Genomic DNA, 24,152 nt, shown 5'->3' with positions numbered 1-24,152 from the left:
AAATCCTGTGCCTCCCGCAAAAGGTCGGGGAAATAACTATGAATGGTGCTCAGTGGGTGGTTCAAGCGTTGCGTGCGCAGGGTGTTGATACGGTATTCGGCTATCCGGGTGGAGCGATTATGCCCGTCTATGATGCTTTGTACGATGGTGGTGTCGAGCATCTGCTCTGCCGCCATGAGCAGGGCGCTGCCATTGCCGCTATTGGTTATGCGCGGGCAACCGGTAAAGTTGGGGTGTGTATTGCCACTTCCGGCCCCGGAGCCACGAATCTGATCACTGGTTTGGCTGATGCTTTGCTTGATTCTGTACCGGTTATCGCCATCACCGGTCAGGTCGGCTCCGCGTTAATCGGCACCGATGCTTTTCAAGAAATTGATGTCTTGGGCCTCTCCCTGGCCTGTACTAAACACAGTTTTCTGGTTGAATCATTAGATGCGTTACCGGGCATTATGGCGGAGGCTTTTGCTATCGCCACCAGCGGTCGCCCTGGGCCTGTGTTAATCGATATTCCAAAAGATATTCAATTGGCTGTCGGGGAATTAACCCCGCATTTGATGCCAGTTGAAGAGCATTTGGTGGATTCCGCTGCTGAGTTACAACAAGCCCGAGACATGCTGGCGATGGCTCAAAAACCGATGTTGTATGTCGGTGGTGGTGTGGGTATGGCGCAGGCAGTTCCGGCTTTACGCGAGTTTATCGATGTGACCGGTATTCCTGCAGTGGCTACCCTGAAAGGTTTGGGTGCACCAGATACTGATCACCCCTGTTATTTGGGAATGTTGGGGATGCACGGCACCAAAGCGGCGAACTTTGCGGTGCAAGATTGTGATTTATTGATAGCCATCGGCGCGCGTTTTGATGATCGCGTCACTGGCAAGCTGAATACATTCGCCGCGAAAGCCAAAGTTATCCATATGGATATCGACCCGGCTGAACTGGGTAAATTGCGTCAGGTGCATGTTGCGTTGCAAGGGAATTTGAAAGTGTTGCTGCCTGCTTTGCAACAACCGCTGAATATTCAGCCGTGGCGTGATGAGGTTATGGCCTTAAAACAACAGCATAGCTGGCGTTATGACCATCCCGGTCAGGCGATTTATGCCCCGTTATTGCTTAAGCAGATTTCTGATCGCAAAGCACCACAGGCGGTAGTCACCACCGACGTGGGACAGCATCAGATGTGGACGGCGCAGCATATGAACTTTACCCGCCCTGAGAATTTCATCACTTCAAGTGGTTTGGGCACCATGGGCTTTGGCGTACCCGCTGCTGTAGGCGCACAAATGGCCCGCCCAGATGATATGGTTATCTGTGTCTCTGGTGACGGCTCGTTTATGATGAATGTTCAGGAACTGGGCACGATAAAACGAAAACAGTTGCCGCTGAAAATCGTGTTGTTGGATAACCAGCGATTGGGGATGGTTCGACAGTGGCAACAACTGTTTTTTGATGGACGATATAGCGAAACCAATCTTTCTGATAACCCCGATTTCATCACACTGGCCAGTGCTTTCAATATCCCCGGCCAACGTATCACCCGTAAAGACCAAGTCGATGCCGCTCTGGATGCGCTGTTTAATAGCGAAGGCCCTTATCTGCTCCAGGTTTCCATCGACGAACTCGAAAACGTTTGGCCGTTAGTGCCGCCAGGCGCAGGTAATGAAACCATGCTGGAGAAAATTTCATGATGCAACATCAAATCTCTATCCAAGCCCGCTTCCGCCCTGAGATGTTAGAGCGTGTATTGCGGGTTGTGCGGCACCGCGGTTTTCAAGTTTGTGCTATGAATATGTCACCAATGATTAATGCTGAGAATATTAATATTGAATTGACCGTTGCCAGCGGGCGACCTGTCGATTTACTGTCTTCTCAGTTGAGTAAACTTATGGATGTCGCCTGCGTCGAGATCCTACAACCTAATACATTACAGATACGCGCCTGATGCGCCACAAGGAAAGAAAAGAATGACGAAGAAAGCTGATTTTATTTGGTTTAACGGTGAAATGGTTCCGTGGGCAGAGGCGAAAGTTCACGTGATGTCTCACGCGTTACACTACGGCACGTCAGTCTTCGAAGGTGTCCGTTGCTACGAATCTCACAAAGGGCCGGTAGTTTTCCGTCACCGCGAACACATGCAGCGTCTGCATGACTCAGCCAAAATTTACCGTATGCCAGTTTCTCAGTCCGTTGATGAGCTAATGGAGGCTTGCCGCGCAACACTGCGTAAAAACAATCTGACCAGCGCCTATATTCGTCCGTTGGTATTTATCGGTGATGTCGGCATGGGTGTGAACCCGCCAGATGGCTATAAAACTGACGTGATTATTGCTGCTTTCCCGTGGGGTGCTTATCTGGGTGCCGAAGCGCTGGAGCAAGGTATTGATGCGATGGTTTCTTCATGGAACCGTGTGGCACCTAATACTATCCCAACTGCTGCTAAAGCGGGCGGTAACTATCTGTCTTCCTTGCTGGTGGGTAGTGAAGCACGTCGTCACGGCTATCAGGAAGGGATTGCGCTGGATATCCATGGCTTCCTGTCTGAAGGCGCGGGTGAAAACCTGTTCGAAGTAAAAGATGGCATTCTGTTTACGCCTCCGTTTACCTCTTCTGCTTTGCCGGGCATTACCCGTGATGCCATTATCAAACTGGCGAAAGATATGGGGTTAGAAGTGCGTGAGCAAGTGTTGTCGCGTGAATCTCTCTATCTGGCGGATGAAGTATTTATGTCGGGTACTGCGGCAGAAATCACCCCAGTGCGTAGCGTGGATGGTATTCAGGTGGGTATTGGTAAACGTGGCCCGATCACGGCCAAAATTCAGCAAGCGTTCTTTGGCCTGTTCACCGGTGAAACCGAGGACAAATGGGGCTGGCTGGATCCGATCAATCAATAATAAATAAACACTGACAGACAGGATCAGCAGGTGGTTCGTTCGCCACCTGCAACAGGTTATATCTGCAACAACAAATTGATTTGCAATACAAAAATCTGGAGTGAAGAAACAATGCCTAAGTACCGTTCCCATACCACCACCCATGGTCGCAATATGGCTGGCGCCCGCGCATTGTGGCGCGCAACCGGTATGACCGATGATGACTTCGGCAAACCGATTATTGCAGTAGTTAACTCATTTACCCAGTTTGTACCGGGCCACGTTCATTTGCGCGACTTAGGAAAGCTGGTAGCGGAGCAAATTGAAGCGTCTGGCGGTGTGGCTAAAGAGTTCAATACTATTGCGGTGGATGATGGGATCGCGATGGGCCACGGCGGGATGCTCTATTCATTGCCTTCACGTGAATTGATTGCTGACTCCGTTGAATACATGGTTAACGCCCACTGTGCGGATGCCATGGTATGTATCTCTAACTGCGACAAAATTACCCCAGGGATGCTGATGGCGTCTCTGCGCCTGAATATTCCGGTGATCTTTGTTTCTGGCGGCCCGATGGAAGCCGGTAAAACCAAGTTATCCGATAAAATTATCAAGCTGGATCTGGTCGATGCCATGATTCAGGGCGCAAACCCGAATGTCAGCGATGCCGACAGCGAGCAGATTGAGCGCTCCGCTTGCCCAACCTGCGGTTCCTGTTCCGGGATGTTTACCGCCAACTCGATGAACTGCCTGAATGAGGCGCTGGGACTGGCGTTGCCGGGTAATGGTTCATTGCTGGCAACCCATGCTGATCGTAAGCAGCTGTTCCTCGATGCGGGCAAACACATTGTTGAACTGACTAAGCGCTATTACGAACAAGATGATATCAGCGCCTTGCCGCGTAGTATTGCCAACAAAGCGGCGTTTGAAAATGCCATGACGCTGGATATCGCCATGGGCGGTTCCACCAATACCGTGCTGCATTTGTTGGCGGCAGCGCAGGAAGGGGATATTGATTTCGATATCAGCGATATCGATCGTCTGTCGCGTAAAGTGCCACATTTGTGCAAAGTGGCACCAAGTACGCAGAAATACCATATGGAAGATGTGCACCGCGCCGGTGGTGTGGTGGGGATTTTGGGTGAGTTGGACCGCGCTGGCTTGCTGAATCGCGAAGTGAAAAACGTATTGGGTCTGAACCTGCCACAAACGCTGGAAGCCTATGATGTGATGCTGACCAAAGATGAAGGGGTCAAGCAGATGTACTCCGCAGGCCCGGCTGGTATCCGTACCACGAAAGCCTTCTCACAGGATTGCCGCTTCCCCTCATTGGATACCGACCGCCAAGAGGGCTGTATTCGTACTCGTGAACATGCTTACAGCCAGGACGGTGGTTTGGCGGTGTTGTACGGCAATCTTTCAGAGAATGGTTCAATCGTCAAAACCGCAGGTGTGGATAAAGACAGCTTAACCTTCCGTGGCCCAGCCAAAGTCTATGAGAGTCAGGATGATGCTGTTGCCGCTATTTTGGGTGGCAAAGTGGTTGCGGGTGATGTGGTGGTTATCCGTTACGAAGGGCCGAAAGGTGGGCCAGGGATGCAGGAAATGTTGTATCCAACCACTTACCTGAAATCGATGGGATTAGGCAAAAGCTGTGCGTTGCTAACCGATGGCCGTTTCTCGGGCGGGACTTCAGGTTTATCCATCGGTCATGCTTCGCCGGAAGCCGCCAGCGGTGGGTTGATTGCTTTGGTGCAAGATGGCGACATCATTGATATTGATATTCCCAACCGCGCTATGAAGCTGGACGTCAGTGATGCTGAACTGGCTGCACGCCGTGAAGCAGAATTGGCGCGCGGTGATGCGGCATGGACACCGAAAGCACGCGAACGTCAGGTTTCTTATGCGCTACGTGCTTATGCCTTACTGGCAACCAGTGCTGATAAAGGTGCTGTGCGCGACAAAAGTAAGCTGGGAGGCTAATACTCATGGCGGTATCACAACCCTTATCAACTGCCCCCGATGGGGCAGAATATCTGCGGGCGATATTGCGCGCACCGGTGTATGAGGTGGCGCAAGTCACCCCGCTACAAGTGATGGAAAAAATCTCTTCGCGCTTGGGCAACACCATTTTGGTTAAGCGCGAAGATCGGCAGCCGGTGCACAGCTTTAAACTGCGCGGCGCTTACGCGATGTTGGCTAGCCTGACCGCAGAACAGAAAGACTGTGGCGTGATAACGGCGTCTGCCGGTAATCATGCGCAGGGGGTGGCGCTTTCGGCTAGCAAGCTCGGCATTAAAGCACTGATCGTCATGCCGGTCGCAACTGCTGACATCAAAGTGGATGCAGTGCGTGGTTTTGGCGGAGAGGTGCTGTTGTTTGGTGCTAATTTCGATGAAGCCAAAGGCAAGGCGATTGAGCTGTCGCAGTTGCAGGGTTACACCTTTGTGCCGCCGTTCGACCATCCGGCAGTGATTGCCGGGCAAGGGACGCTGGCGATGGAGCTTCTTCAGCAAGACGCACATCTTGACCGGGTGTTTGTTCCGGTCGGTGGTGGTGGGCTGGTGGCCGGTGTTGCCGTGCTTATCAAGCAACTGATGCCGCAGATTAAAGTGATTGGTGTTGAAGCAGAAGACTCAGCCTGTTTGCGTGCCGCGCTGGATGCAGGCAAGCCGGTCGATCTGGCTCGTGTCGGGCTGTTCGCTGAAGGTGTCGCGGTTAAGCGTATTGGTGATGAGCCATTCCGCCTGTGCCAGGAGTATCTGGACGAAGTGATCACCGTCGACAGTGATGCTATTTGTGCGGCAGTAAAAGATTTATTTGAAGATGTACGTGCGATTGCTGAGCCATCAGGTGCTTTGGCACTGGCGGGGCTGAAAAAGTACGTACAGCAACATAATATTCAAGGCGAACGCCTGGCCCATGTGCTTTCGGGCGCTAACGTCAACTTCCATGGTTTGCGTTATGTATCAGAGCGCTGTGAACTTGGCGAGCAGCGCGAAGCCTTGCTGGCTGTGACCATCCCGGAGCAAAAAGGCAGTTTCCTGCGTTTTTGTGAGTTGTTGGGGGGGCGTTCCGTCACCGAGTTCAACTACCGATATGCTGATGCCGATAACGCCTGTATTTTCGTCGGGGTGCGACTGACCCGTGGTTATGCTGAGCGGGCTGAAATCCTGGCTGAATTGCAGGATAAAGGTTATCAGGTGGTGGATTTATCTGATGATGAAATGGCCAAGCTGCATGTGCGTTATATGGTGGGCGGGCGTCCTTCCAAGCCACTGCGCGAGCGGCTGTTCAGTTTTGAATTCCCGGAATCACCGGGCGCATTACTGAAGTTTCTGCATACCTTAGGCACACACTGGAATATCTCTTTGTTCCACTATCGTAGTCATGGAACTGATTTTGGTCGGGTGCTGGCAGGGTTTGAGTTGTCAGACTCTGAACCACAATTTGAACAGCATCTGACGGCATTGGGCTACGATTGTCATGATGAAACTAATAATCCAGCATTCAGATTTTTTTTAGCCGGTTAGTTTTTAAAAACATATTATTGGGAGGCTTATCGCCTCCCTTACTTTTTGTGACTTCCTTATTTTTATTCAGGAATCAGAGCATTAATATTGCCAAATCTCCTTATCCCCCTTATTTTTTTTGACTTGTTTCGACTCTCCTACACCCTGTATTAGTCCAATGGTTTTGTTAAGAATCAATGCGTTAGAATTTGTTCCTCACGAATTCTTTCTTAACTTAATTCAATCTTCATCTACCCATTGTTGGAGTTGAATATCATTTGGAGATAGCTTTATGCTACATCCCGTATTACGTACGACGCCTATTGCCGTTAGCTTATTATTGGCTTTGGGCTTCTCTTCAACACTATCTGCATCTACGCCAATTTTAGATAGTCCGGTAAATATGGCTGTTCAGCAGGCAGGCGCGGCGAACAATAATAGTGCTGCTGAAGCATCGCGACAGATTCGGGTGGTTCAAAATGGCTCCCCGGTCTATTTGAATGACCAACAAAAGCGGCACATGCTGACTCACCCTACGCAATCCAGCGGCTTTTGGGCAAACAAAGGCGATAGCCTGCGGATTGAGTATCTGCATCAGGGGGAAAATATTGATGCATTGCCTGAACTATGGATTGTGCCTGTAACTAAGGGCGACGCGACAAAATTTGAGCGTCAGGTGGTTAAGCTGCAACAGGGTATCAATGAAATTGAGGTCGAGAATACTGGCCCACTTTACTTTGTGGCAGCGAACCAACCCGGCAGTAGTGAAATCACGGTTAATCTGCTCGAAGGGGGCAAGCCAATGCCGCGCTTTATTTTGGGCGAGAATAGCGCTGAAGAGTGGCAAGCACAGTTAATGAAGTTTGGTGATGCACCTTTCGCCGAATTGGTGGGTAAGCGGATGATCCTCACCATGCCGATTGATGATATGCGCAAGCAGGCAACTGACCCTGAAGGCGTATTGATGTTGTGGGATCGTATTGTCGATCTGGCTGAGGAGCAATACGGGCTTAGTGCAAAGAGAGCTTTCCCTCATCGCGCGACCCCTTTCCAGTATCAGTTCGTCAGTAAACCAGATAATACCGCTGGCTATATGTCGGCTTCCAATCACTGGTTAGGCAGTAATGCTGGCGGTATTGAGACAGTAGTTAATACTCAAAAATTACAAAATGCAGGCTGGGGACCGTGGCATGAACTGGGACACCACTATCAAATGCCGACATGGATGTTTGACGGTGATGGAGAAACCACGGTTAACTTGACATCGCTATATGTTCAGCGTGCTTTGGGTCAGACGTCACGAATGGAATCGGATGCACGTTGGGATGATATCGCCGATTTTTTAAATAATGAAAGCAAGCGTTATGAAGATGCTGGTGTATTTGTTCGTTTAGGTATGTTCTGGCAACTGGATTTAGCATTTGGTAAGGATTTTTACCAACGTCTTGGCGATCGTTACCGTACGCTCCCGCTAACAGAACAGCCAAAAAGTAACGATGATAAACAGCAGAGATTCTTGCTGGAAAGCAGCCGGGTTGCAGGCGTTAACCTGATACCGTTTTTCGATAAGTGGGGTATTAAACCGACTCAAGAAACCAGCGCCCAGCTAAAGGCAATGAATTTACCTTCTTTAAATAAGAGTATTTGGCTTAATCGCGATAGCAATATCGCTGACAGTTATTCGTTGAGCGAACAGAATATCGCCGGTGATGTACACCTACCTGATACCATCAACGCTGGCGACGTATTTAAGGTATCTGTAAAGGTTATTAACCGTGCTGAATCCACTCTGACCTACCAATGGGATATTCCACCAGGTGTTCAAATTATCGCGGAGAATGGTAAAGAAATTACCCTACGGGCACCGCGTAATGCATTACAAAATGGCATGCTGTCAATCCCGGTAACGATAACGGATAGCAATAATATGGCCATGAGACTTGCTAGCTCAACGCAATTGAAAACTGCAGGTGAGAATATATCGCCCCGCGAGGCTTACAATGCAGTTATCAAGCAGCGTTACCAAATTGAAGGCGATTTTAATCTCTGGGATGGGGCATCGCTTAAAGGCACGCCAGGTTCTTTCTATCTATACGAAAACACCTACACAAATAGTCGTGATTTCTTCCGTTTAAAAACAGACTCATATTGGTATTTCCCCTCCAATCAAACCAGCAATAATGCTTGGGAGTATTTAAGCAGTTACGATGGCAGCCAATATCTGGAGGGCGAAATTATTGAAGAAGCTGTACCGGAAAAACCCGTTGAAAAATTGGCGCAGTGCAGCGTAACTGCCTGGCAGGAAAAGGTCTATCAAGGCCCTACCACAGTCAGCAAAGACGGGCGTGTGTATACCAATAAGTGGTGGGTATCCGCAGACATGGTTCCGGGTGATGCTGCGATAACCGATATGACTGGTAACAGCACGGGTTGGGGTAAGGTTTGGGAAGATAAGGGCCTATGTGATACGGCGGCTGACGACAAGCTGGAAACGGAAATCAAGTCAAAACCTGTCGCGCCACAGCAGTGTAGTGCACCATCCTGGCAGCAGAAAGTCTATGGCGAACCGACCACGATCAGTAAAGATGGGCGTATTTATACCAACAAGTGGTGGGTATCTGCTGACACTGTACCGGGTGATAAAGCCGTCACTGATACCACCGGTAACGGCACTGGCTGGAGTCAGGTCTGGGAGGATAAAGGTGCCTGTTAAATCGGACAGGTAAAATATAATAAGATAGAGGCAGGGGGAACCTTGTCTCTATCTGTTGATAAACGCCATGTTATTGTTAACTTCTGTCTTTTATCTTCTTATATACAATGACAGAATAAGTATTATAAATAAAATTCTATGTTATTACCGAGTAATATAATTATTGGCATTAGTTTATTAAACTGAATGTCAATTTCATTGGAATTCATTAGTTAATTATTATGGTTATTTAACTATTTAATCTAACGGTAATAAAATGGAGTTTTATATGAGTGGATTATTAACATCAATTAAATTTTCAGTTAAACCATCGCTATCTGATTACATTCCTCCCACATTGTTGAATCGTCGTTCGGAACCACTGCAATATTCAACACAGTCTTACTTGAAGAAAAGATTTAGTGAGACGATTGAAACAACGATGAATAGAAATAAAGTCGTTAGAGAAATTGTAACAACAGAGCGAATAGATGCTGTAAATAATAAAATTATCAAGATAAAAACGTTTGATTCCGCTATGAATAAAATTAATAGCGTTATCCAGAAATTTGACTCTGCGAATAATATGAATGCGAGTGTTGCGAGAACCTATGACTATGACCCTATAAACAAGAAAGTAATTTTGACTGGGAAAGTTAAAGTAACGCAGAAGTTTGATGCTAAAAACAATATGATTGAGCGAGTTGAGAAAAAGTTTAATGCTGCAGGTGAAATAATTAATGAGTCTCTTGGTACAGCTATTTTGAATAATTCAGTAAGTGATATAAATCAATTAGCTGATTCTATAAACAGTTTCCCAACAAAAGAGATCAATCCTGCGTCTGGAGACACAATGATTAGTAGTCATTTAAATATAGGGCCGAGGAACCTTGTTCCTGTGATGAATTATGCTTCTCGACTGTAAACTATAACAATGCCCAAAACGCTTCAATTAACGGCTCATTGAGCCGTTTTTTCTGCACGCAAACTCCCAGTTCGAATGGCTCGACCAGTGAAACATCATCCAACAGGGAAATACGATTGCGTACCGGTTCCGGGCTGTTATCTACCACCACTGATGGAATAAGTGCCACGCCACACCCCAGAGCCACCATCGATACAATAGCCTCATGACCGGAAACCGTGGCGTAAATTAACGGGTTAGTGATGCGTTGGCGGCGGAACCACAAATCAATGCGTTTTCGCGACGGGCCGTGTTCCGGCAAAATAAACGGAATCGTGGCCCAATCCGGCTGATCAACCGATACCTGCGACCGCACGGCACATGGCAGCGCCGGGGCAATTAAGACCAGCGGGATCTCACCAATTTGGGTAAAAGCCACGCTGGTGGGCAACACTTCAGGGCGACCCGCAATCCCCAGATCCGCTTCATTGGATTGCACTTTATCTACCGCATCGGCGGCATCACCGGTAGTGAGTTTAATTTCAACCAGTGGGTGGCGTGCACGAAAGCGGTCGAGAATTGGCGGCAAATGGCTGTAGGCGGCGGTCACCGAACAAAATAGCCGTAGCTCACCACTCAGAGATGGCCCGTGCTGGCCTAATGCATGACGCAATTGTTGATATTGCAGCAATGTTTGCTGAGCAAAGGCTTTCAATTGAGCACCGGCATCCGTCAACTGTACTGTGCGATTATCGCGTAGAAACAGCGGTTGACCAATGGTCTCTTCCAGGCGCTGGATTTGGCGCGATAGGGTGGATGGGCTGACATGCATCGCTTTGGCGGTGCGGCCAAAATGGCGGCTTTCAGCTAAATGCAGAAATAATTTCAGGTCGCGTAAATCCATCACAGAGTGCCTCTGGGGTGAGAAGATGCAGTGTATTGTTCGAAAAATAGCCTACATTGCAGAATCTGCAATATCACATTGTTAATATATCAATTTCAGCAATGAGTTTCCTGTCATATAGTGAGTTCAAGACAATCCCCGACACAGACAGGGGATGTGAAAAAAACAGTATCAGCACACAAACACTACATTCGTTTGCAGTCACTAAAAAAATAGCTGCACCCACAAAACAGAACCCGAACGGAGCAATAACATGGCTAACTATTTCAACACATTGAACCTGCGTCAGCAGTTGGCGCAATTAGGTAAGTGTCGCTTTATGGCACGAGATGAATTCGCCGATGAAGCAGGCTACCTGAAAGGTAAAAAAGTGGTGATTGTCGGCTGTGGCGCACAAGGCCTGAACCAGGGTTTGAACATGCGCGATTCCGGTCTGGATGTTGCTTACGCCCTGCGTAAAGAAGCTATTGCCGAGAAGCGTGCCTCATGGCGCAAAGCGACCGAAAATGGTTTCAAAGTAGGCACTTACGAAGAACTGATCCCACAGGCTGATTTGGTTGTTAACCTGACGCCAGACAAGCAGCACTCCGCAGTGGTTCAGGCGGTTCAACCACTGATGAAAGATGGCGCGGCACTGGGTTATTCCCACGGTTTCAATATCGTAGAAGTGGGTGAACAAGTGCGTAAAGACATCACCGTGGTGATGGTTGCGCCAAAATGCCCAGGTACAGAAGTCCGTGAAGAATACAAACGTGGTTTTGGTGTGCCGACATTGATCGCGGTTCACCCGGAAAACGATCCTAAAGGCGAAGGCATGGCGATTGCCAAGGCTTGGGCTGCGGCCACCGGCGGTCACCGTGCTGGTGTGTTGGAATCCTCATTTGTTGCTGAAGTTAAATCAGACCTGATGGGCGAACAAACTATCCTATGCGGTATGTTGCAGGCCGGTTCACTGTTGTGCTTTGACAAACTGGTTTCTGAAGGTACTGATGCTGCTTATGCTGAAAAACTGGTTCAATTCGGTTGGGAAACTATCACCGAAGCGCTGAAACAAGGCGGGATTACGCTGATGATGGACCGTTTGTCCAATCCGGCTAAACTGCGTGCTTATGCACTGTCTGAGCAACTGAAAGAGATCATGGCCCCACTGTTCCAGAAACATATGGATGACATTATCTCTGGTGAATTCTCCAGCGGGATGATGGCTGACTGGGCCAATGACGATAAGAAATTGCTGAACTGGCGTGAAGAGACTGGCAAAACTGCATTTGAGAACGCGCCACAGTTTGAAGGCAAAATCTCTGAGCAAGAATATTTCGACCACGGCGTGTTGATGATTGCTATGGTGAAAGCCGGTGTTGAGCTGGCATTCGAAACTATGGTTGATTCGGGCATCATTGAAGAGTCGGCTTATTACGAATCTCTGCATGAATTGCCACTGATTGCCAACACCATTGCACGTAAACGTTTATATGAAATGAACGTGGTTATCTCTGATACCGCAGAATATGGTAACTATCTATTCGCCAATGCAGCTGTACCATTGCTGAAAGGTAAGTTTATGGATTCTCTGCAAGCGGGTGATTTAGGTAAAAGTGTTGCCGGAACTGCAGTAGACAATGCCCAGTTGCGCGATGTAAACGAAGCTATTCGTAATCATCCAATTGAAGCTGTCGGCCATAAGCTACGTGGCTATATGACCGATATGAAACGTATCGCAGTTGCCGGCTAATAATCGACTATAGCTTGTTACCTGATATTAAGGCCTCCCAGCAACGGGGGGCTTTTTTATTTCAGATTAACTGCATTTTGAGAATAACAATATTTCGTAAATTAATGCTATCACGGCCCGATAAAACTCTTGTAAGGTGTTAATCGTGGTTAAACACCTCACCAACAATATCTGCTTTTTGATTTTCTAAATCACAAAATTATTTCGTTGATAATAAATAGGCCTCGCTAATCAGTGAGGCCTTTTTGTTTTATGAAATTACTGTGGCTGATGACAATTACATCATAAGAAGGATTTTAAATATAAAAAGGAGAAAAGTAATGAGTGATATTCAAACTATTCTGGCCCGATGGGGTGTTTGGGCCAGAGAGCATTCCCATCTTGATTATCCGCATATTGCCAATGGATTTAAGGACTTGGTAGCGGGAGGTAAGGTAGCGGCTTCCTGCTGTGATAATGACGGGTTAGCGCTTGATAATATTATTGGTAATTTACAACGAGCTTCGAGAGAAAATGAACTGGAGCTTATTGTGCGCCATTATGTTTATGGTCAGTCAAAGTCTTCAATTGCCCGGTTAAAAAAATATAACGAACGTGAAATTAGGCGTCAATTACAGATGGCTGAAAGTTTTATTGAAGGATGCATAACTCAATCTGATATTTCACTGGAAATGTATAAAGAGTGATTGTGATAACAGATAAATATCTGGAGGTATAAGCAGTCAATATATTCGTCGAAAATACGTATTCATTATGGAAATTAAAAACAAATAAGGAAATAAGATATGGGAGAAGGACACAGTAATACCACCGGCCACGGTGCTCGTGGCCCAACTGGTGGGGTTAAAGGGGGGCCGGCAGGACCAGGTGGACCAGGCTCTAACCGTGGTCAAGGATGGGGGACGTCACAAACGCCCTATGGTGCTATCCATCACTACAGCCCAAGCCAATTCGGCCATAGTAGTCAACGAGGTGGCGGGCGTGGTGGCGATCGCGGTAGTCAGGCAGCGCCTGCGAATCTGGCGCAAAACCCGGAACTACAAACCTATATGGCTGTGGGAGGGATGCCAGCCGTTATCACCTTAATTGATGGGAATTGGGGGGTGACTTTAAGCCGTCTTCCAGCAGTGGCGGCGTTTATCGAAGGTCATTTAGCACGTGTGGGGTCATGGTTAATGCGTACCAGCCCAATCGGTGTGGCAGTTATGGGCATAATGCCGTCAAGAATAGCCTCTGACCCGCCGATAGGACAGTTCTTCACCACTTCTACACTTCCCGCCAACAGAGTTACGGATACGCCGAAAGAAACATTAAAAGCAGTGGCTGATGTTGCGGTCAATATTCGGCTCAGTGATGTGACGGAGGAGGGAGTGCAGAAAGCGGTTCTGATTAAAGCACCGATAGCCATACAACGAGTACCTGTCATTAAGGCTGTCACGACGACAAGGCCAGATGTTTTTATCGCGGCAATTCCTGGTATCACACCAATACATATCAGTGTAGTTGATACGATGCCCAGTAATATCCCCGCGCCAGCACAGCCAGCAGCAAGACCCACAGTGACGCCGATTGAGAATGCGGTTCCCCAAGAATTTAACATTTCTGTTGGCCGTCATAGCCGCGATGCCATTATCGTTTTCCCTGATGGTACGGGTGTTGAACCGCTGTATCTCTCTGTCATTCGAATAACTAATGTTGATGAGTTGATGCAGGAAGCGCGCAATACCTATGAAATAGCGCGGCGTGAACGGGAAGCGGCTGAAAGGGCGATGGCACAGTCGTTTACCTCAGTGCCAGATGAGTTAAAACTGAAAAAAACGCTGACGGATAAGCAAGTTACAGAAACAGCTGTACATATCATACTGCTTGAAAGCAACAGGGTCTTGCTACAACAAGAAGAAGCTCAGGCTGTTCGGCGGAGTGAATATCTTATCCATATTCGCGAAAAATTCTTGTACGTCAAAGAAATCAGCAGATTAAGAGCATTGGCCCTCGCTAAACAAAGAGAAATTAATACTCTAAATCACAGTATTGCAGAGCTAAGGAACAAACAAGGAACGTTATTTGCGTTGCAGCGGCGTGTTCATGCAGAGCTTGAAATAGCACAAGCAGCAGAACGGCTGCGAGTTGAGCATGCACGGTTGGCGGCAGAGGCAGCAGAACGGCAACGGATTGAGCATGCACGGTTGGCAGCAGAGGCAGCAGAAAGGAAGCGTGTTGAGAATGTACGGCAGGTAGCAGAAGCGGCAGAAAGGAGACGTGTTGAGAATGCACGGTTGGCAGCAGAGGCGGCAGAAAGGAAGCGTGTTGAGAATGTACGGCAGGTAGCAGAGGCGGCAGAACGGCAGCGGGTTGAGAATGCACGGCAGAGCAGTGAACATGAATGGCGGGAAGCCGCAGCAGCGGATTCACATTGCGGTGTGGTTGCCCAAATTGAAGCAGAAGCAGTCATTCGCAACAATACCTTTTCCTTAATCGCCTATCCGATAAGAAACCGCCATCTCTCCGGTTTTGCTGTGGGCGGAGCGGGTTCGGTCACCTTCAGTTATCGGGAAGCGCTTAAACTAGATGCCTCATTGCGGCGGGTATTAAGGAGATTTAGCTGGCATAACTCTGCGTTAGCTGATCCATTGGTTTTCTCAATTGGTGCGGGTTTCTATTCCAATAACGAGCAGCGAGGTACGGAACTGCCACCCTTGGCTGGCAGCTTCCCGCTTGGCTATATGCTATCCCCTGAAACGTCGCTACCGCTGCAAGGCGAAGTTAATTCCCCTGTCAGGATCTTGATGGTGGACAGGGATGATGAAACCCGTATTTACGCAGTAAAAACCGGGGTTGCCGATGTCCCGGCTAACGTAAACGTGGGTATGGCGCAATTTGATCGTTCAAGCGGTGTTTATACTTTTACCACTGATACCCTGCCGCCACGTACTTTCACCTTTACTCCGGCACGTCCCCCCGGCACGGATATCAGTCCGGTATTGCCACAACCCGCCAGTGCACCCGTTTTCCCGCAGCATACCGGCACTGATATCAAGATTCTGGCGACGAGGGGAACGCTGACTTTCCTTGCCCATGAGGAGGTGAGTTTCCACGATTACATCATCTGGTTCCCGGCAGAGTCGGGGCTGGAGCCGGTGTATGTTTATTTTAATAAACCAAGGAAAGGAGTGGTAGATGCAGGGCATAAGTATCATCCAGTGCCAAAAACTGAGGAAATTAAAGGATTAGGTCCGCTAAAAGAAGGGAAGCCTAAAACTCCAAAACAAGGGGGCGCTGGTCGGCGTACCCGTTGGTATGGAGATAAAGGCCAAAAGATCTATGAGTGGGACTCACAACATGGCGAACTTGAAGGATACCGTACCAGTGATGGTAAACACTTAGGGTCATTCGACCCAAAAACTGGAAAACAACTGAAAGGTCCTGATCCAAAAGGGCGTAATATTAAAGACTATCTATGAGGTAATTTATGGGACTCAAATTACGATTAACTTGGTTTGATAAGACAACTAATGTGTTTGTTGGTACGGAATACTCTAAGGATTTTGGGGATGATGATACTATCATCGAGCTATTAGAGCTTCCTTTGAATGATACGATAAACAATGGGGAGTTTGATGTGGCACAGAGCTGGATAACATCTATTCAACCATATTTTAAAAACATCATTGCAATAGATAACTACGATTACTTTATTGCATTTGATTATCGAGATGAATGGTAATCTCAGACTAAAATATTAATTACATTACCAGTAATAATATAAGCTGCCTTTCTGGTGGCTTATATCCATTTATTAATTAAATATTAATAACCTCGCTATTATCTCATCTGGTTTCCAGATGTGGGTTTTGTCGCGAGGTTGCTAAAGAATCTTGAAATACCTGAGCGATTTAAGCTCAGCAATCAAGATGTACTGAAAAATGGAGAAATATAAATGGAAAATAAAAATCTATCTGATTATACAGAACAGGAATTCTTAAGTTTTTTGAAAGATATTTACTATGATGCATATCCATCTGAGGCTGAACATGATGAGGCTATTCTTAGATTTGAGGAATTGACTGAGCATCCAGATGGTTCTGATTTGATTTATTACCCTGGTGATGATCGGGAAGATAGCCCTGAGGGTATTTTAGCTGAAATAAAAATATGGCGAGCCGAAAATGGTAAGCCGGGGTTTAAGAAATAAATCATATCGCGAGTAATCATATAGACCGCCTCTCTGGGCGGTCTATATTGATAAGTTTTTTATTTCAGCTCGCGACTAAAAGGCTTACGGTTACCTAAATCATCAATTAAGACAAAATTGACCGTTTTACTGTCTGCTGTTGGGGCGCGATTGAGGGGAAAGTCGAGCTTGGAAAAAGGGGCGACCATATCTGGTAATCCTTCGGCCAATCCCAATGTTAAAGAAGCGAGTGATGCATAATAAGGGGTTGGATTATCAACCCTAACCGAGGCGGTATTACCGTCACGTTCTAAGATAAAAGTTAATGCCTTGCTGACGGTATCCGCCGGTGCGGGCAAGTTTTTTGGGCGATAAAAGACTTTATATTGCATGCGCAAAGCCAGTGTAACAGAAGACTCATCATCAACTTTAGGAGTGGCTTTAGGCGGAATTTCGTAAACATTGAGCCAAAATGCAGATTCTCTATCCAGCGGTAATTTACTGGCACCAGATAAAATCAAACGCAGGCTGCGTTGAGCTTGTGGTTGTAATCGAAACAATGGTGGCAACACTAATACCGGGGAAATCGCTTTCTCCGGCGTCGCCATTAAATCGCCATCATCCACCCACACCTGCACTGCCACCGGGTAGTCATTGCTATTGACCAGTTGCAGTGATTCTTCCGTACTGCCTTCACTGAATATAATCCGCGTTTTTTCTGCTACGACACTTGCCATCGCCGGCACACTACTGGCCATGAGAAGTGATAACAGCAAGCCATTGAAACTGTGCTTGAAACGCATATTATTGAACACGGATAACCACTTGCGCATGTGCATTCACTGCTCCTGCCGTCACAGTTTGCCCGCTGATTTTGCTTAACTCAGCCCGAAAGTTCTCAGTGTAACTATTACCACCGCTCACCGTACCGGTTATTGTTTGCGCGCCCTGGAAGATGCCATACCAGCCACCGTTATTGCCGGTTTGGGACACGTTTTTTGAGAGTAGGTACATCGGATTATTATTACGGTAGATACGGATACCCACGCCATTTGCCATTCCGGCGGCACCATAATTATCTGATACCAAGTGGCTAATGCCGCCGCTGCCATTCATTAAGCCCAATGTTTGTGCTTTAGCGGCGTTTGCTGCTGGCACCAAAAAGCCCATCGCCACTGCACCTGCATTGACGCCGGAGGTAATACCGGTCTGGCACTGGAAATCGACACTGAACTCCGCTGAGCTGCTGTTGCCATTATTCAGTTCTGCCACAGAAATTCTGGGTAATATCACCGTTGGGGTAAAATTGGTGACCGCGCAAATGGTGGTACGGCGGAAAGTCACATAATTGTACAACCCAATTGAGGCAGGCCAGGTTGTATACCAACCGGGCCAGTTTGATACCGAGTCCGTTCCTTCAATAGGGCCGCTAATACCCGGCCCTTTAAAGGCAATATAGGCATTCGGCTGAGTATAGGCATAGGTATAAGATGCTGCGTTGTTAGTACCCGCACGGGCATAATCAATACGAAATAGCTCGGTATATAGATTGCTGAAATTCTTAGCTTTGACCAAAATACGACCAGTGCTGTCAGTATCCAATCCGGTTAAACGGCGTCCTTTCCATAAGCGAGAGTAATACTCGCCAGTGGATAGATTTGTAAGTCTGATAACCACATTGCGGACATAAGTCGCAAAGCCGGAGGGAACATTGCCAGCAATCGCGCCATCTTCATTTTTGCCACCATAATCATTATCCCCGTTAGTGGCATACATCTCAAAGAGTTGGTCAACATCGGCCGCTGCACAGCGGAATAGCACTCGCTCAGGGTCATAGCCGGTATTCAGGGCAAAAGTGGTGAAGTCAGATGTCGCTGCGGCTAATAATGTTCCGTCAGGTTGGAAGTTAGCTGCGGTGCTGAGGTCAATAACACCTGGTAAACCGAGTGATCCATTATTGTTATCCAGAGAGCCAGACCATGCACTGGCCGTACCATCACCTGCACTTAGCTGACTTTGCGCGGTAATTCGGGTACAAGCTGACCATGCTGAGGTACTAAATAACCCGAGCAATAGCATCGTTCCCGCCACAATATATGAGCGACGGGAATGAACAGGCATTGTTGGCCGTGAGACTTCACAAGATATTAACTGCTCTGTTGGTCTTAACATTATTTTTCTCATAATGGTTAACGGCGGCAACTGCCTGTTAAATTGATAATATCTTGCTCAGTATCCTGGCTAGCAAAATCATAAGGTAATTTACATTGCTCGTCGCTATTTTCACCCCAGCGAACATAAAGCGAATCTTTTTTATCTTTTACTCGTGCATAGATTTGATTGCCCTGACCTACCATTCCGACAATTTCATCTTTACTGTTATAAACATCCGCACCCAGAGGCAATCCCTCACCATCGGATGTTTGAGTCTGAATTAATACCGCATAGCCAGTCAATGTTTCGAATTTTACTCTCACTGCGGCCCCAGCATAAGGAACAATGCGACCCTGATTCTCTTTCAACTCGGTATTGCGATTAATACCTTTGGTGTCTAAACCGACGGTATTGTAATTATAAGGTGTTAATGAAGGCACCAGCGCAAAGCCGTTATTATCAATCCTGGCTCCCTGTGCATTTCGTACTGTTGCACCCTGAGCGCCTTCGGCCTCAATTAAACCGAAAGTGTCGCCTAAATAAGGCCCCAGTGTGACACCTTTACTGTGTATTACAGCGGCTCCGCGAGCACCAGCCCCATATTGGGTATAGTTATTGCCACGGGAATAGCTGCCATTGACGGTGGCGTTAGGGAATTGTTTCTGCACATTCGCGCCCCAGCTATTTGAACTACCGCTGACATTACTATCGTCATAACCCGCATTGACTGAATAATTTAAAGTATTACGTTCACCGGCGGTGCCAGATAATGATGTTTGATAGTTGTTACCGCTTTTTGGATTCCGGTTGGCCGACATGGATAGATATTGATTCCCGCCGCCAATATTCAGTGGAATAGATACCGTTAATGACGCGATATTTTCGGTATTACCGTAGCGCGTTGTTGTCATTGTTTCATCAGTATCATCTCCCTCCCAGCCAAACTGGGTGGAGTTATAAACAGTGCGCTGACGACTGATTGCCACGTTGTAACTGATATCTTTATAACTATTTGAATAGTTTAGCTGTAACTGTGTATCTCTTTGCGTATCGTTATAATAATCAGAGGTCGATGCTGAGGCTGAAAGTTGCCCATAGCCACCCAGAGTTTGGTTTATTGTAGTGGTAAATTGACTACGCTGTTTATAGGTTGATGAATCCCAGGTTCCGCCATTCTTTTCCACTGAACGCACACCAAATACATCATTTAAATCACGATACCCTTTGGTTGAATAGCGATATCCAGCCAGTGAGAATGAAGTGCCCGTTTCATTAAATGTCTGGCTATAGGTGGCCTGCATCCGCCAACCATCTTGAGTTTGATTATCTTCAACTTTTGCATGGGAATAGGTGGTATTAAGACCAAATGCACCGACCGGCGTACCTAAAACCCCTCCAACAAGTAATGCCGTATAGTCTTGTGCTAAACGAATACCACTGTTGGCAGTTAACTGATTAGTGAGACCACGCTCATAAGTAAAATCAGTGAAATAGCTGTCAATATTGGTGAAATCACGAGATTCCCCAACGACGGCATTATAACGGCTCACACCTGGGCGCATTGAATCCGGTACGGCACTGAATGGAACCGTAAATGTTGAACGGCTGCCATTGGCCTCTATAACTTCAACATTAAGATCGCCCTGGCTGGTGGTGCTGTACAAGTCATTAATAACAAACGGGCCGGGGGCGACGTTAGTTTCATAAATTTCCCGTCCGTTCTGGCTAATAATAACCCGCGCGTTGCTGGTGGCAACACCACGCACTTCGGGTGCAAAACCACGCATTGACTCTGGCCACATACGTTGGTCTGTCGCCATTTTCACACCACGGAATGACATGGTGCCGAATAATGTACTGTCGGTGAAAGTTTCACCCAACGTTAATTCGCTGTCTAATTGTGAAATAGGGCGCTGCACATAAGTGCGGATATTATTCCATTGGGTATCGCTGTTATTATTGTTGCTAGAATAACTCAGGTTTGATTGCTGGCGTAATTGCCATAACCCTAAGTTGAGACCGCTCTTTAGGCCAACAAAGCCGTAATCAGAAGTACTGTTTTGCTGGGCTTGTGTATCACTACGATAAAAGTTTGCACTGTAGTTAACGAATGCGAGGTTTTCGCCTTCCTCCCATTCGCTGCGCTCAATATAACCCCGAGGGCGTTTTTGTAATAATGCCTGGGGAATAGAAAGCTCCAGGCGCAGTTTGGCCTGATCAAAATGAAAAGACGCGCCTTTTACCCGCTCCGCCAACGGTATACATTGCTCCGTTGGTGAGACAGTATTATCAGCTGAATCTGAGGGGGCTGATTCGGGCTGTGTAGTATTTGGTTCTGTTGGCGCGGTGTTATTATTGTTGGCTAACTCAATACCTGCAGCAGTTAAGAACTCATCACTCAGGCAGGGATAAACCTCTGATGAGTCAGCATCTTTGATAAACTTAACTGTCATGCGCTTGAATTGTTTGTTATTAATCAGAACATCTACAGCGTCAAAATTTCCGGGCGTAACAGAATCCTCTTTATTCAGTTGATTCAGGCCTGAAGCAAATTTTGTTCCTAAAAAGAGGGACTCATCAAATTCAAGATTTTGCGGTTCTTCCTGAGCCAATACAGCATCGACATGTAAAACTAAAGTCATACACAGTGTTAATGCTTTCTTACGGCCAGAGAACTTCTTTTTCAGAACCACTTGTGAGAGCCCCATAAATATTCCTTCGCCGGAAAGCCACTACTGAATTTTATAGCTACCGGTATCTTGCCCGCCGAAATCATTAACTAACAGGAAATTAACAATAGCATTTGAAGGTACAGATGAATTTGGGATAACCCACTGAGCTTGAGACATTGGTGGGATCATCTCAGATTTCATTTTGAGTTTTTTCCCTCCCCCAACGACTTCACCACTGGCAATGGTGGCATAGAACCCTGTTGGGTTTTTGCCAGTCACAACAACATCTTTACCTTGCTGACGAACATTAAATGTTAGAGCGCTGGATACCTGATCAACACGGCCAGAAATACTTTCAGGCCGATAAAAGACTTTAATACGATTACGCATCAACACTAGCATTTTATTGTTCTTTTCTGCTTTATTAACGGGGGGAACCTGCAAAAAATTAAGGTAGAACACAGATTCTCTATCCGTTGGCAAACCACTACCTGTATATTTCAGACGTAATGTTTGGCCCGCATTCGCTTCAATACGGAAGAACGGTGGGGTGACAATAAAGGGTGCTTTACCTGTTTCCGGTGTTGACTGAGCATCACCGCTGTCTAACCAAACCTGAACCGCATTAGGAAAATTATCTTTATTTGTTAATTGGACACTATGCTCTTTTTCACCTGCCGAATATATAATGCGGCTGCCGCTCATTACTACGCTGGCATTGGCAAAAGATATACCCATAAGAATTAATAAAGTAACAAGCAGGAAACGGTAGCTATTTATATTAAGCATGATGGGTATATCCTCTTAAGGGGACTGGCAGAATAGTTATATATATCGAACTTGAAGCTGTAGGGGGCAATGTATTCACCACCTACCTACAACTTCAATTACTTTGAGTATACTCTATTCTACGATACTGATATTACAGGTAAGAAACTGCATATTGTACAGAGGCGATCACAGAACCTGGGCCAGCTTGACCAGTTGCGAAATACTGAACAGCAAAATCATGCTCTGCTGATGTATCGCCAGCTTTCAAAACGATGCCATCCTGTGCCACACCACTATTCAGGTCGATACCTGTTGTTGTGGTTGCATCTTTCAGTAATTGCAGTTCAACATTTGCTGCGGTGCCGGTATTTTTTAAGTTACCAGTAGTTGTTACCTGGTTTCCGACGAAAACAGTTTTAATATCAATATCATCAGCACCGGTTGCGCAGCCTGATACACCCAGAGTAAAGGTTGTTTTGCCTGCGGTTTTACCGGAAGCATTTAAATCGCCACTTGATACAGTTGGCAATAATACCATTGGGTTTGCGTCAAGGCCGTTGACAGTAACAGAACAAGTCTGAGCGGTGACTTCCCCTTGGAAGGTAATAGTATTATTGCTTGCTGCCATTGCTACGGTTGTAGATGCTGCGAATAACGCCATAGCCAAAGTGATCTTATTCATTTAAAACTCCAATATAATAATTAGAAATTAGCTAAATTCTCGTTCACGTTTAAATACGGAGGAGTAATTAACTTAATAAATATGAAGTGGGTTAATGACTATATGTGCGAATGTTATTCGGTTATACTCGTCAGCTTTCCACATGTTCTTTCATTAAAGTAAGGGGGTGGTCGTTATTTCGTTCACGTCCGTTACTTGATGAGGAGATAATATAGAAAGTAACTTTTACTGCACATAGGACAAACAAACCAATGTTTGTGGGAAAGTTCCTACTAAGTCTCGGATTTAATCTAAATTAACGTAACTCACTGTATTTAAATTGATTTAATTTAAAATAAAAATAAGCTAATGAGACCTTTCTTGTTGTTTTTATTTGAAAATTAAATTTTGTCCCTGTTTTGGTGCATTGCAGTAGGGTTTGTTAATGTTATTTATTGTGTGGTTTGTAAAGTTAAGTTGGTATTTTGTATAGATGTAACTAACGATAGTCTGAGGACTCAAAATATTAATTGGGATTTTCTGAAAATTGATTATTTTTCAAAATACATTGCATTAACGATAAATGGGATAATAGGGAGGGAGTATTTTGCGCCGCCAGTGAGGTGGCGCATGACGAACTTAATTACGGTATAAGACTTTAATAATGTGATAACCGAATTGGGTTTTTACTGGGCCATAAGGTTGCAGCAATTCGCAGCTGAATACGGCTTTATCGAATGCCGGAACCATATCCCCTTTATTGAACTCACCCAGATCGCCGCCATTACGTTTTGACGGGCAGTTAGAGAACTTTTTCGCTAACTCTTGGAAATTTGCGCCGTTATTCAACTGCGCCAAAATGTCGTTTGCCTGCTTTTCATCATCAACCAAGATGTGCAGTGCAGATGCTTTGTTTGCCATAGTAACAATCACCACCAATTTATTGGGTAGGGTTATTTGAACGAAGATTATCTTCAAGGGAGCCTTGAAGCGCGCCAGTGTAACGTATTTTAATCGTGATGGGGCCACGCTGGTCAGCTTTTACAAAGCAAAAGATGCCAGCTGGTTTTTTGTCATCAGCCGCTTTCTGCTACAATCCTGTTCCCCCCGTC

The 24,152-nt window shown here is 46.5% G+C and carries 19 protein-coding genes; 12 read left to right on the top strand and 7 right to left on the bottom strand.

The annotated features are described in order from the left end of the window. The first annotated feature begins 38 nt into the window (after positions 1 to 38). The 7 genes from ilvG (at position 39) to FTB31_RS01985 (ending at position 9,996) form a co-directional block, all read left to right on the top strand. The gene (ilvG, locus tag FTB31_RS02015) at positions 39 to 1,685 is read left to right on the top strand and encodes an acetolactate synthase 2 catalytic subunit (protein ID WP_077175549.1); all 1,647 of its coding nucleotides are present in this window, start codon (positions 39 to 41) and stop codon (positions 1,683 to 1,685) included. Further along, positions 1,682 to 1,939 (top strand): acetolactate synthase 2 small subunit, encoded by a 258-nt coding sequence (ilvM, locus tag FTB31_RS02010; RefSeq protein ID WP_050076813.1) that lies wholly within the window; start codon positions 1,682 to 1,684, stop codon positions 1,937 to 1,939. The genes ilvG and ilvM overlap by 4 nt, the downstream gene beginning before the upstream one ends. Positions 1,940 to 1,961: 22 nt before the next feature. Further along, entirely contained in the window at positions 1,962 to 2,888 is a 927-nt protein-coding gene (locus FTB31_RS02005) for a branched-chain amino acid transaminase (RefSeq protein WP_046695585.1), read from the top strand. A gap of 111 nt (positions 2,889 to 2,999) precedes the next feature. After that, entirely contained in the window at positions 3,000 to 4,850 is a 1,851-nt protein-coding gene (gene ilvD / locus FTB31_RS02000) for a dihydroxy-acid dehydratase (RefSeq protein WP_005176087.1), read from the top strand. Between the two features lie 5 nt (positions 4,851 to 4,855). Further along, entirely contained in the window at positions 4,856 to 6,400 is a 1,545-nt protein-coding gene (gene ilvA, locus FTB31_RS01995) for a threonine ammonia-lyase, biosynthetic (protein WP_050076814.1), read from the top strand. A 271-nt stretch (positions 6,401 to 6,671) separates the two neighbouring features. Continuing rightward, positions 6,672 to 9,092, top strand: a complete 2,421-nt coding sequence (locus FTB31_RS01990) for a M60 family metallopeptidase (protein WP_227731054.1) — start codon at positions 6,672 to 6,674, stop codon at positions 9,090 to 9,092. Positions 9,093 to 9,360: 268 nt separating this feature from the next. Continuing rightward, positions 9,361 to 9,996, top strand: a complete 636-nt coding sequence (locus FTB31_RS01985) for a hypothetical protein (RefSeq protein ID WP_227722979.1) — start codon at positions 9,361 to 9,363, stop codon at positions 9,994 to 9,996. 1 nt (position 9,997) lies between these two features. Here FTB31_RS01985 and ilvY read toward each other — a convergent pair whose 3' ends face one another. After that, entirely contained in the window at positions 9,998 to 10,879 is an 882-nt protein-coding gene (ilvY, locus tag FTB31_RS01980; protein ID WP_077175546.1) for an HTH-type transcriptional activator IlvY, read from the bottom strand. 253 nt (positions 10,880 to 11,132) lie between these two features. Between ilvY and ilvC the strand changes: the two genes are divergently transcribed. The 5 genes from ilvC (at position 11,133) to FTB31_RS01955 (ending at position 16,803) form a co-directional block, all read left to right on the top strand. Next, positions 11,133 to 12,611, top strand: coding sequence for a ketol-acid reductoisomerase (gene ilvC / locus FTB31_RS01975; protein WP_019080225.1), 1,479 nt, complete (start codon positions 11,133 to 11,135; stop codon positions 12,609 to 12,611). A gap of 320 nt (positions 12,612 to 12,931) precedes the next feature. Then, complete coding sequence (locus FTB31_RS01970) at positions 12,932 to 13,297, top strand: antiterminator Q family protein (protein ID WP_077175545.1); 366 nt, start codon at positions 12,932 to 12,934, stop codon at positions 13,295 to 13,297. Between the two features lie 99 nt (positions 13,298 to 13,396). After that, positions 13,397 to 16,072, top strand: a complete 2,676-nt coding sequence (locus tag FTB31_RS01965) for an S-type pyocin domain-containing protein (protein WP_227731053.1) — start codon at positions 13,397 to 13,399, stop codon at positions 16,070 to 16,072. Positions 16,073 to 16,080: 8 nt separating this feature from the next. Next, positions 16,081 to 16,335 carry a colicin E3-like toxin immunity protein gene (locus FTB31_RS01960; protein ID WP_077295539.1) on the top strand — a complete coding sequence of 85 codons (255 nt, stop codon included), beginning with the start codon at positions 16,081 to 16,083 and terminating at the stop codon, positions 16,333 to 16,335. A gap of 213 nt (positions 16,336 to 16,548) precedes the next feature. Beyond that, the gene (locus FTB31_RS01955; protein ID WP_227720484.1) at positions 16,549 to 16,803 is read left to right on the top strand and encodes a bacteriocin immunity protein; all 255 of its coding nucleotides are present in this window, start codon (positions 16,549 to 16,551) and stop codon (positions 16,801 to 16,803) included. A 59-nt stretch (positions 16,804 to 16,862) separates the two neighbouring features. Here the strand turns inward: FTB31_RS01955 and FTB31_RS01950 are convergent, their stop codons facing one another. From FTB31_RS01950 to ppiC, 6 genes are all read right to left on the bottom strand, one after another. Then, positions 16,863 to 17,621 carry a fimbrial biogenesis chaperone gene (locus FTB31_RS01950; protein WP_227731052.1) on the bottom strand — a complete coding sequence of 253 codons (759 nt, stop codon included), beginning with the start codon at positions 17,619 to 17,621 and terminating at the stop codon, positions 16,863 to 16,865. Next, positions 17,587 to 18,903 carry a fimbrial usher protein StbD gene (stbD, locus tag FTB31_RS01945; protein WP_175628126.1) on the bottom strand — a complete coding sequence of 439 codons (1,317 nt, stop codon included), beginning with the start codon at positions 18,901 to 18,903 and terminating at the stop codon, positions 17,587 to 17,589. The genes FTB31_RS01950 and stbD overlap by 35 nt, the downstream gene beginning before the upstream one ends. A gap of 68 nt (positions 18,904 to 18,971) precedes the next feature. Next, entirely contained in the window at positions 18,972 to 21,644 is a 2,673-nt protein-coding gene (locus FTB31_RS01940; protein ID WP_139343741.1) for a fimbria/pilus outer membrane usher protein, read from the bottom strand. 24 nt (positions 21,645 to 21,668) lie between these two features. After that, complete coding sequence (locus tag FTB31_RS01935) at positions 21,669 to 22,397, bottom strand: fimbrial biogenesis chaperone (protein ID WP_175628125.1); 729 nt, start codon at positions 22,395 to 22,397, stop codon at positions 21,669 to 21,671. 133 nt (positions 22,398 to 22,530) lie between these two features. Next, the gene (locus FTB31_RS01930) at positions 22,531 to 23,061 is read right to left on the bottom strand and encodes a fimbrial protein (protein WP_050076821.1); all 531 of its coding nucleotides are present in this window, start codon (positions 23,059 to 23,061) and stop codon (positions 22,531 to 22,533) included. Between the two features lie 618 nt (positions 23,062 to 23,679). Beyond that, positions 23,680 to 23,961: a peptidylprolyl isomerase PpiC gene (gene ppiC, locus FTB31_RS01925; protein ID WP_004704164.1), complete on the bottom strand. Its 282-nt coding sequence runs from the start codon at positions 23,959 to 23,961 to the stop codon at positions 23,680 to 23,682. Positions 23,962 to 24,152: the final 191 nt, after the last annotated feature.

The sequence above is a fragment of the Yersinia proxima genome (genome assembly GCF_902170785.1).
Lineage (GTDB): Bacteria > Pseudomonadota > Gammaproteobacteria > Enterobacterales > Enterobacteriaceae > Yersinia > Yersinia proxima.
Note: the sequence above shows the minus strand (reverse complement) of the source record. Positions and strands in the feature narration are given on the sequence as shown.

Bases quoted from the DNA above. Each gene is read 5' to 3' on its own strand.
- ilvG (WP_077175549.1), top strand. From the start codon at position 39: ATGAATGGTGCTCAGTGGGTGGTTCAAGCGTTGCGTGCGCAGGGTGTT.
- ilvM (WP_050076813.1), top strand. From the start codon at position 1,682: ATGATGCAACATCAAATCTCTATCCAAGCCCGCTTCCGCCCTGAGATG.
- FTB31_RS02005 (WP_046695585.1), top strand. From the start codon at position 1,962: ATGACGAAGAAAGCTGATTTTATTTGGTTTAACGGTGAAATGGTTCCG.
- ilvD (WP_005176087.1), top strand. From the start codon at position 3,000: ATGCCTAAGTACCGTTCCCATACCACCACCCATGGTCGCAATATGGCT.
- ilvA (WP_050076814.1), top strand. From the start codon at position 4,856: ATGGCGGTATCACAACCCTTATCAACTGCCCCCGATGGGGCAGAATAT.
- FTB31_RS01990 (WP_227731054.1), top strand. From the start codon at position 6,672: ATGCTACATCCCGTATTACGTACGACGCCTATTGCCGTTAGCTTATTA.
- FTB31_RS01985 (WP_227722979.1), top strand. From the start codon at position 9,361: ATGAGTGGATTATTAACATCAATTAAATTTTCAGTTAAACCATCGCTA.
- ilvY (WP_077175546.1), bottom strand. From the start codon at position 10,879: ATGGATTTACGCGACCTGAAATTATTTCTGCATTTAGCTGAAAGCCGC.
- ilvC (WP_019080225.1), top strand. From the start codon at position 11,133: ATGGCTAACTATTTCAACACATTGAACCTGCGTCAGCAGTTGGCGCAA.
- FTB31_RS01970 (WP_077175545.1), top strand. From the start codon at position 12,932: ATGAGTGATATTCAAACTATTCTGGCCCGATGGGGTGTTTGGGCCAGA.
- FTB31_RS01965 (WP_227731053.1), top strand. From the start codon at position 13,397: ATGGGAGAAGGACACAGTAATACCACCGGCCACGGTGCTCGTGGCCCA.
- FTB31_RS01960 (WP_077295539.1), top strand. From the start codon at position 16,081: ATGGGACTCAAATTACGATTAACTTGGTTTGATAAGACAACTAATGTG.
- FTB31_RS01955 (WP_227720484.1), top strand. From the start codon at position 16,549: ATGGAAAATAAAAATCTATCTGATTATACAGAACAGGAATTCTTAAGT.
- FTB31_RS01950 (WP_227731052.1), bottom strand. From the start codon at position 17,621: ATGCACATGCGCAAGTGGTTATCCGTGTTCAATAATATGCGTTTCAAG.
- stbD (WP_175628126.1), bottom strand. From the start codon at position 18,903: ATGCCTGTTCATTCCCGTCGCTCATATATTGTGGCGGGAACGATGCTA.
- FTB31_RS01940 (WP_139343741.1), bottom strand. From the start codon at position 21,644: ATGGGGCTCTCACAAGTGGTTCTGAAAAAGAAGTTCTCTGGCCGTAAG.
- FTB31_RS01935 (WP_175628125.1), bottom strand. From the start codon at position 22,397: ATGCTTAATATAAATAGCTACCGTTTCCTGCTTGTTACTTTATTAATT.
- FTB31_RS01930 (WP_050076821.1), bottom strand. From the start codon at position 23,061: ATGAATAAGATCACTTTGGCTATGGCGTTATTCGCAGCATCTACAACC.
- ppiC (WP_004704164.1), bottom strand. From the start codon at position 23,961: ATGGCAAACAAAGCATCTGCACTGCACATCTTGGTTGATGATGAAAAG.